The organism is Pseudomonas sp., assembly GCF_041601375.1.
GTDB lineage: Bacteria > Pseudomonadota > Gammaproteobacteria > Pseudomonadales > Pseudomonadaceae > Aquipseudomonas.
Genome location: NZ_JBFIIG010000274.1, coordinates 1 through 3880, shown reverse-complemented (window position 1 = coordinate 3880; position 3880 = coordinate 1). Strand labels below are relative to the sequence as shown.

The following is a 3880-nucleotide window of genomic DNA, read 5'->3' as shown; positions in this document are numbered from 1 at the left end:
GGCCCGCCCTCTGCTAACCTGCGCGCCTCTCTGCTGTGGCCTGCCATATGAGCCTGTCTGATCTGCTCCTGTTTGCCCTCCCGGCGGTGTTCCTCACCGGGCTGTCCAAAGGCGGCTTCGGTGGCGCCCTGGGCGGAATCGCCGTGCCGCTGCTGGCGTTGGCCAGCACGCCGAAGCAGGCGGCGGCCGTGATGCTGCCGATTCTCTGCCTGGCCGATCTGGTGGGCCTCAAGGCCTATTTCGGCAAGTGGGATGTGGCCAACCTGAAAGTGATGATGCCCGGCGCGCTGCTCGGCATCGGCATCGGCGCCCTGACCTTCGAGCTGCTCAATGAAAACCTGATCGGTTTGCTGATCGGGGTCATCGCCGTGTCCTTCGTACTGCTGGGTCTGATCAACAGCAGCCAGACGCCGCGGCCGCTGCACAAGGGCCGCGGCACGCTGCTCTCGAGTCTGGCCGGCTTCACCAGCTTTGTCGCCCACGCCGGCGGCCCGCCGGTGATGATGCACCTGCTGCCGCAGCAGCTCGACAAGGTGCGCTACGTCGCCACCATCAATATGTTCTTCCTGCTCACCAATGCCCTGAAACTGATCCCCTACGCGGCCCTGGGCCAGTTCAGCGAGGAAAATCTGCTACTCAGCCTGATGCTTGCGCCTATCGTGCCGCTTGGCGTGTGGAGCGGCCTGTGGCTGCAATCGCGGGTCAACCACGAGTGGTTCTACCGCATCGCCCGCCTGGGCATGTTGCTGGCAGGCGTCCAGCTGATCTGGCGCAACCTGTAGGAGCCGGGGGGACGCCTTCAGGGCTCCTGCAGCCCCAGTTCCTGGCGCAGCTGGCGGGCGGTGAGCATTTTGGCCGAGATGCCGCTGCCGTAGTCGAACTGTTTGGCACTGCTCAGTGGGCCGACGATCACCGGGTCGAAACCGGCGTCGCTGACCAGCTTGGCCGCCACCTGCAACGCCACACTGTCGTCGCCGGCCAGCGGGATGGCGAGCCACCGGATAGGTGTCTTCATCGCGCCCTCCTCGCGCATGGCGAAACGGCCGCCATTGGTCGGCGCCACACAATCTGGGGAAAGGATAGAAAAGCAGTCGGAATCTTTCGCCGCGGCTTGATGCTTGCCGCACACGAACTGACGAATGGCGGCCTTGAACGGCCGCCACCGCAGCCGTTCGTTGAACGCATAAGCCGCCCTCACTTGGCAGCGGCGAGCGCCACCATGAGGCTAGCCGGCTATTTCACCAGCAGCACCGGCACCGCCACCTCATGAATCACCCGCGTGGCCACGGCGCCCAGCAGCATGCCGGTGAAACTGCCCAGGCCGCGTGTGCCCATCACCACAGTGTCGCACTGCAGATCCTTGGCGGCGAGGCTGATTTGCTCCGCCACGTTGCCGAAAGCGGTGTGTTCTTCATGGGTAATTCCCGCCGCCTGCAATTGCTCGGCCGGCCATTCGAGCGCCTCATCGGCCGCCGCTTTCAGGGACTGGCGCATATTGCTGATCATGTCTTCAGTTATGTATTCGCCATACAGCGTGGGTTCATGCTGCACGTTGAGCAGATGCACCTCAAGCGTTGCACTATGCATGCGGACGAAGTCGAGCACGTACTGCAAGGCCCGTTTCGAGCTGTCCGAACCATCGAATGCCAGCAGTATCTTGCGCATCACATGCCTCCTTTTCCGCTTCACTTATCAGCATAGACCGGTGCTGCCTGACGCGGGTTCAGAGCATGATCGGCGCGGGCGACTCGAGGGCTTATTTCACCAACAGCACCGGCACCGACACCTCATGAATCACCCGCGTGGCCACCGAACCCAGCAGCATGCCGGTGAAACTGCCCAGGCCGCGCGTGCCCATCACCACGGTGTCACACCCCAGTTGATCGGCAAACTCGCTCACCTTGGCCGCCACATTGCCAAGCGCGGTGTGCGTCTTGTAGCTGATACCGGCCGCCTTCAACTGGTCGCTCGGCCACTCGAGAGCCTGCTTTGCGCTGGCAATCAGTGACTGCTGCAATTGATCGATAATCGTCCCGGTCACGTACTCGCCATACAACACCGGCTCCTGCTGCACATTGAGCAGATGCACCTCCAGCGTCGTGGCATGCTCACGGGCAAAGTCGATGACGTACTGCAGCGCACGCTTCGAACTGTCCGAGCCATCGAATGCAACCAATACCTTGCGCATAACCTGCCTCCTCTGGGATTCACGTCAAGCATAGACCAGTGCATCGAGCCGTCAGCGGTTGTGCAAAATATCGCAGGCGGCTTCGGAGCGCAGCGACAACCCGCCAGCTTCGTGCCGCGTCGCTGAACCATGGTGCACTGCCTGCGGCGACCCTACGGATTGCTCGGGGTAATGGGGCGGGCGCAGGGGGCATGGCCAATCAAAGGGTGCCAGGCGCAGGCGGAGCGATTAAAATCGCTCGTCTAACTCCGTAGCCTGGTTTTCTGCTGGCCCCTCTCGTCTGGGCGGGCGTCACCGGTAAAACCCCACGGCCGGCTACTCATCCACCGCACAGACCAAGAGAATCCGCATGGGCGCACAATGGAAAGCCAAACCTAAAGAAGCCGCCGCCAACGCCAGAGGCAAGATCTTCGGCCGGCTGGTGAAGGAAATCATGATCGCCGCGCGTAACGGCGCCGACCCGGACATGAACCCCAAGCTGCGCCTGGCGGTGCATCAGGCGAAAAAAGCCTCGATGCCCAAGGACACCCTGGAGCGGGCGATCAAGAAAGGCGCGGGCCTGAGCGGGGAAACCGTCCACTTCGAGCGCACCACCTATGAAGGCTTCGCCCCGCATCAGGTGCCGGTGATCGTCGAATGCCTGACCGACAACATCAACCGCACCGTGGCCGAGGTCCGCGTGCTGTTCCGCAAGGGCCAGATGGGCGCTTCCGGTTCGGTCACCTGGGACTTCGACCACGTTGGCCTGATCGAAGCCTCCAGCGACAGCGGCGCCGACCCGGAACTGGCCGCCATCGAAGCCGGCGCCCAGGATTTCGAGCCAGCCGATGAGGGTAATACCCTGTTCATCACCGAACTGACCGATCTCGACGCGGTGTGCCGCGCCCTGCCCGACCAGGGTTTCACGGTCAACTCGGCCAACCTGGGCTATCGCCCGAAGAACCCGGTCACTGGACTGACGGACGCCGAAATGGAAGAAGTCGAGGCCTTCCTCGAGGCCATCGACGGCCACGACGATGTGCAGAACGTCTACGTCGGTCTGGCTGGCTAATTGCAGGACTTAGAGCCTGTCCGCGTAACACACCGCCGAGCTCGGCTCGGCTCGGCGGTCCAGCTCCTCTTCGAGAAACTCGGCCAGCACCTGGGCGTTGTTCAACTGCTGCTCGCGCGCGGCGAACAACAGGGTCAGGGTGCCGTTCCCGGCGCTCTCCAGCAGCCCTTGCCAATACTCTGGATGGCCGGCCAGTTCGCGCCGGTAGAGTTGGCGAAACTCGGCGAAGCGCTCGGGCGCGTGGCCAAACTGGCGGCGCAGCTCGGCGGAGGGCGCCACCTCGCGCAGCCAGGCGTCCAGTTGCAAGGATGCCTTGCTGCACCCGCGCGGCCATAGGCGGTCGACCAATACCCGCCGACCATCGGTTGCGGCCGGCTCGTCATATACCCGTTTACACTGAATCATCGGTCGCCTCCCTTGTGATCGCCCATAGGTTTGAGCGCTGGTGAAAAAACTCTCGCCTACTGCGCTCGATTTTTTTACCAGCCCTGCGTACCGTGGCCGCTCTTGCCAGGAGAGCCTCGATGCACGCCAGTCGTTTTCTATTGTTTGCCCTGTTGCCGCTATTTGCCAGCTGCCAGGTGTTCAGCGAAAAACCCCAGGTCGATTCGGTGAAGCACAGCCGTCTGCAAGGCGAGCTG

General features: G+C 62.9%; 6 protein-coding genes. 2 read left to right on the top strand and 4 right to left on the bottom strand.

The genetic code is table 11. The features are described 5' to 3' along the window. Positions 1–47: 47 nt before the first annotated feature. Positions 48–782, top strand: a complete 735-nt coding sequence (locus ABZE94_RS20880) for a sulfite exporter TauE/SafE family protein (RefSeq protein WP_318949689.1) — start codon at positions 48–50, stop codon at positions 780–782. Between the two features lie 17 nt (positions 783–799). On the opposite strand, the gene ABZE94_RS20875 is transcribed toward ABZE94_RS20880, so the two are convergent. From ABZE94_RS20875 to ABZE94_RS20865, 3 genes are all read right to left on the bottom strand, one after another. Next, positions 800–1015 carry a hypothetical protein gene (locus ABZE94_RS20875; RefSeq protein WP_372878068.1) on the bottom strand — a complete coding sequence of 72 codons (216 nt, stop codon included), beginning with the start codon at positions 1013–1015 and terminating at the stop codon, positions 800–802. A gap of 218 nt (positions 1016–1233) precedes the next feature. Further along, positions 1234–1665: a universal stress protein gene (locus ABZE94_RS20870; RefSeq protein WP_372878066.1), complete on the bottom strand. Its 432-nt coding sequence runs from the start codon at positions 1663–1665 to the stop codon at positions 1234–1236. 91 nt (positions 1666–1756) lie between these two features. After that, on the bottom strand, positions 1757–2188 hold the full coding sequence (locus tag ABZE94_RS20865; protein ID WP_372878064.1) for a universal stress protein: 432 nt from the start codon (positions 2186–2188) through the stop codon (positions 1757–1759). 349 nt (positions 2189–2537) lie between these two features. On the opposite strand from ABZE94_RS20865, the gene ABZE94_RS20860 reads away from it, so the two are divergent. Beyond that, entirely contained in the window at positions 2538–3239 is a 702-nt protein-coding gene (locus ABZE94_RS20860; protein ID WP_372878062.1) for a YebC/PmpR family DNA-binding transcriptional regulator, read from the top strand. A 9-nt stretch (positions 3240–3248) separates the two neighbouring features. Here ABZE94_RS20860 and ABZE94_RS20855 read toward each other — a convergent pair whose 3' ends face one another. Beyond that, a complete protein-coding gene (locus ABZE94_RS20855) occupies positions 3249–3644 on the bottom strand; it encodes a DUF488 domain-containing protein (RefSeq protein WP_372878060.1) in 396 nt (131 codons plus the stop codon). Between the last annotated feature and the right edge of the window lie 236 nt (positions 3645–3880).

Bases quoted from the DNA above. Each gene is read 5' to 3' on its own strand.
- ABZE94_RS20880 (WP_318949689.1), top strand. From the start codon at position 48: ATGAGCCTGTCTGATCTGCTCCTGTTTGCCCTCCCGGCGGTGTTCCTC.
- ABZE94_RS20875 (WP_372878068.1), bottom strand. From the start codon at position 1,015: ATGAAGACACCTATCCGGTGGCTCGCCATCCCGCTGGCCGGCGACGAC.
- ABZE94_RS20870 (WP_372878066.1), bottom strand. From the start codon at position 1,665: ATGCGCAAGATACTGCTGGCATTCGATGGTTCGGACAGCTCGAAACGG.
- ABZE94_RS20865 (WP_372878064.1), bottom strand. From the start codon at position 2,188: ATGCGCAAGGTATTGGTTGCATTCGATGGCTCGGACAGTTCGAAGCGT.
- ABZE94_RS20860 (WP_372878062.1), top strand. From the start codon at position 2,538: ATGGGCGCACAATGGAAAGCCAAACCTAAAGAAGCCGCCGCCAACGCC.
- ABZE94_RS20855 (WP_372878060.1), bottom strand. From the start codon at position 3,644: ATGATTCAGTGTAAACGGGTATATGACGAGCCGGCCGCAACCGATGGT.